This window comes from Autumnicola musiva (assembly GCF_031846585.1).
Lineage (GTDB): Bacteria > Bacteroidota > Bacteroidia > Flavobacteriales > Flavobacteriaceae > Autumnicola > Autumnicola musiva.
In genome coordinates this window covers 1-698 of sequence record NZ_JAVRHK010000074.1, presented here as the reverse complement: position 1 = coordinate 698, position 698 = coordinate 1, and the positions used below count along the sequence as shown (strand labels likewise).

At 40.4% G+C, this 698-nt stretch carries 2 protein-coding genes; both read right to left on the bottom strand.

Annotated elements, in window-relative coordinates:
- Positions 1-330: IS3 family transposase (locus RM539_RS19900; protein WP_311505167.1), on the bottom strand; the 330-nt coding region annotated here is incomplete at its 3' end.
- 32 nt (positions 331-362) lie between these two features.
- Positions 363-680, bottom strand: a complete 318-nt coding sequence (locus tag RM539_RS19895) for a transposase (RefSeq protein WP_311505166.1) — start codon at positions 678-680, stop codon at positions 363-365.
- Positions 681-698 lie beyond the last annotated feature (18 nt).

The window sequence follows — 698 nt, the reverse complement described above, 5'->3', positions numbered from 1 at the left end:
AGCCCTACCTTCAGGAGAAAAATTCCTATTTAGTATGTTACCTGCTACCGGATATTTGTGTTTAGAATCCGTGGTAACTACAAACTTTTTAGCGTGTACAGCTCGTATGCCTTTTTGTTTCATCAGCCGGGCTACTCGCGGTCTGGATACCTTAAATCCTTTAGCTTTAAGTTCATCGGTGATCCGAGGGCTTCCGTAGCTGGCTTTACTTTTCTGATAGATCCGGCGGATCTCGAATAGTAGCATCCGGTTCTCATTATCCCGGTTGGAAGCAAGCATTCTTTGACTCCTGTAAAACCCACTTTTGCTAATTTTAAAAACTTTACACATCTTCCCAACTGGAAATTCTGATCGGTGATCCTTTATGAATTGGTAAATTTCCTGTCGTTCGCGGAGAAGATGTCTACCGATTTTTTTAAGATATCTCGCTCCATGGTTACATCTGCAAGCTCTCTTTTTAACCTGGCCAATTCTTTTGCTTCTGGTGATAGTTGTTTATTACCATTGCCACTAAAAGATAAAGAAGGATCCTGAGTAAATCCCCTTCTCCAGCGATATAGCAGTTCAGCTCTAATTCCCAATTCACCGGCAATCTCGCTTACATTACCACGAACGCTGCTCAATTCGACTGCCTTTTGTTTGAATTCTTTACTATAGGTTTTTCTATTTTCCTTCATCATTTTATAAAGTTAAGGTTT

What these genes read in the sequence shown, in the direction of transcription:
- RM539_RS19895 (WP_311505166.1), bottom strand. Translation starts at nt 680, where the DNA reads ATGATGAAGGAAAATAGAAAAACCTATAGTAAAGAATTCAAACAAAAG.